Origin of the sequence: Streptomyces solincola (assembly GCF_002982015.1) — a bacterium.
In the GTDB taxonomy this organism is placed as follows: domain Bacteria; phylum Actinomycetota; class Actinomycetes; order Streptomycetales; family Streptomycetaceae; genus Streptomyces; species Streptomyces solincola.
This window is the reverse complement of the sequence record NZ_PVLV01000585.1, coordinates 1-2,736: the sequence shown is the minus strand read 5'-3', so window position 1 is coordinate 2,736 and position 2,736 is coordinate 1. Positions and strand designations below refer to the sequence as shown.

2 protein-coding genes are annotated in these 2,736 nt (G+C 74.6%); both read right to left on the bottom strand.

Annotated features, from left to right (window positions below; all coding sequences use genetic code 11):
* Nucleotides 1-649 (bottom strand): hypothetical protein (locus C6N75_RS27635; RefSeq protein ID WP_105871598.1); only part of this gene is annotated, 649 nt, incomplete at its 3' end.
* Nucleotides 650-694: 45 nt separating this feature from the next.
* Nucleotides 695-2,736: ABC transporter ATP-binding protein/permease (locus C6N75_RS27630; protein ID WP_105871597.1), on the bottom strand; the 2,042-nt coding region annotated here is incomplete at its 5' end.

Here is a 2,736-nt window from a genome sequence, read left to right as displayed (position 1 = left end):
CCAGCCGGGTCGGCTCGTGCCCGGCCGCCGCGCCCGCCGAGGAGGGCGCGACCCCCTCCCGTGGCGGCGACGGCGTACCTGCCGGCGGTTCACCGCCGTCCGCGCCGCCGCCCTGCTCGCGCGCGGACGGGGTGGTGGCCGCCGCGTACGGGCTCAGGCGGGCGCCGTCGCAGTACAGCCAGCGCTCCTGCCCGGCGTCGAAGACCCACAGCGCCCCGCCCGCCGCGACCAGTCCGAACCGCAGCCCCTCCGTGCGGCGGGCGAACATCTCGCCGTCCGACGTCCCGGCCGCCAGGTCGGCCACCGCCCGCCGGTACCGGCCCAGCTCCTGCTCCGCCCGGGCCAGCAGCGGCCCCGGATCGTCCGCCGTGCCCATCGGCCGACCGGCCGCCGGGGGAGCGGGCGGCACCGACACCAGCAGCCTGCCGTCCACCCACGCGGACCAGCCGTTGGAGCACAGCACCTGCCCCCAGTCGCCCAGCCGGTCCACCACGAGCACCGGCAGATAAGGGTCCAGCGGCACGGTGGGCCGCTCCGGGTCCGGCGCCTCCCAGGCAGGCAGCCCGCCCGCCGGGACGACATGACTCGGCCGGAAGTCCGAGACCGCGTCCGCGCCCGGGCCGCCCGCCGGATCGACGGCGTCCGCCATCACACGCCTCCTCACGCTCGGGTCACGCGCCCCCGCCCCACGCGGCTACCTGCGCATCACAGCCGGTTCGTGGCGGCGCAGCAGCCAGGCCACGACGAGGCCGAAGACCACGCTCAGCACCACCAGCATCCCCATGTCCAGGAGCCAGGCCGCGGCCGTGTGGTCGAACAGCGGGTCGTCCGTCTTCTCGCCCGGCACGATCCCGCGGATGCCGATCGTCGCCCCCATCGCGCCGAACGCCCACCGCGACGGCACCAGCCACGACAACTGCTCGATCACCGGCGAGCCGTGCACGGTCAGCAGCCCGCCGCAGAACACCACCTGCACGATCGCCAGCAGCACCAGCAGCGGCATGGTGACCTCCTCCTTGCGCACCAGGGCGGAGACCAGAAGGCCCAGCATCATCGCGGTGAACGACAGCAGCGCCACCGCGAGCGTGACCTCCACCAGCGGCGGCATCAGCACTCCGCGGCCGCCCGGCGCGCCCAGCGGCACCCCGATCAGCGCCACCAGGGTGAGCACCACCGACTGGACCACGGTGATCGCGCCGAGCACCACCACCTTCGACATCAGATAGGCGGACCGCGACAGTCCGACGGCTCTCTCCCGCCGGTAGATGGTGCGCTCCTTGACCAGCTCCCGCACCGCGTTGGCCGCGCCCGTCAGCACCCCGCCCACACACAGGATCAGCAGCACGTTCATCGCCGACTCCGGGCCGAAGCGCCCCTCCGACAGCGCGCGGGCCATCGCCCCCATGACGAACGGCAGCGCCACCATGATGACCAGGAAGGTGCGGTCCGCGCCGAGCGCGGCCGCGTACCGCCGCACCAGCGTGCCGAGCTGCCGGGTCCAGCTCTGCGCCTTGGGCGGCGGCTGCGGCGGGGCGGAGTCGTGGTCCTCGGGCGCCTCCGGGCGCTCCATGGCGCCCGCGATGTACCGCCGGTGCTGCCGGGACTCCCGGAAACCGCCCGCCCAGTCCCGCTCCCGGTCGTTCTCGAACGCCTCGAACGCCTCCGGCCACTGGGTGAACCCGAAGAACGGCAGCGCCTCCTCGGGCGGGCCGAAGTAGGCGATCCGCCCGCCCGGGGCGAGCACCAGCAGCCGGTCGCAGACGTCCAGGCTCAGCACGCTGTGGGTCACCACCACGACCGTGCGCCCGTCGTCGGCCAACCCGCGCAGCATGTGCATCACCGAGCGGTCCATCCCCGGGTCGAGGCCCGAGGTGGGCTCGTCCAGGAAGAGCAGCGACGGCTTGGTCAGCAGCTCCAGGGCCACGCTGACCCGCTTGCGCTGGCCGCCGGAGAGGCTGTGGATCGGCTGCTCCGCCCGCTGCTCCAGGCCCAGTTCGCCGATCACCTCGGCCACTCTGGCTTCGCGCTCCTCGGCGGCGGTGTCCTCCGGGAAGCGCAGCTCGGCCGCGTAGGTCAGGGCGCGGCGCACGGTGAGCTGGAGGTGCAGGATGTCGTCCTGCGGGACCAGCCCGATGCGCCGGCGCAGCTCGGCGTAGTCCCGGTACAGGTCGCGGCCGTCGTACAGCACCGTGCCGTGGTCGGCCGGCCGCAGCCCGGTCAGCGCGTTGAGCAGCGTCGACTTGCCGGAGCCGCTCGGGCCGACGACCGCCAGCAGGCACTTCTCGCCCACCGGGAAGGTCATCCCCTCCAGCAGTGTCTTCGCGCCGTGGTCCACCGTCACCGACAGGTCCTGCACGTCCAGGGAGACCTCGCCGGTGTCGGTGAACTCCACCAGCCGGCCGCCGACCAGGCAGAACGCCGAGTGCCCGATGCCCACGATGTCGTCGGGCGTGAGCCGCACGGCGTCCCGCCCGACCGGGCGGCCGTTGAGGAAGGTGCCGTTGTGGCTGCCGAGGTCGTGGATCCAGTAGGTGCCGTCCGACTGGGACAGCAGCTCGGCGTGCGCGCGCGAGACGGTCAGGTCGTCCAGGACCAGGTCGTTGTCCGGCCCGCGGCCGATCCGCACGGTCCGCGCCGGCAGCGGGCGTACGGAGGTGGGCTGCCGGAAGGTGCCGGTGGCCGCCGGATGGGCCACCCCGGACGGCCGCGCGCCGCCGCCCGCCGCCCGCCGCGCCC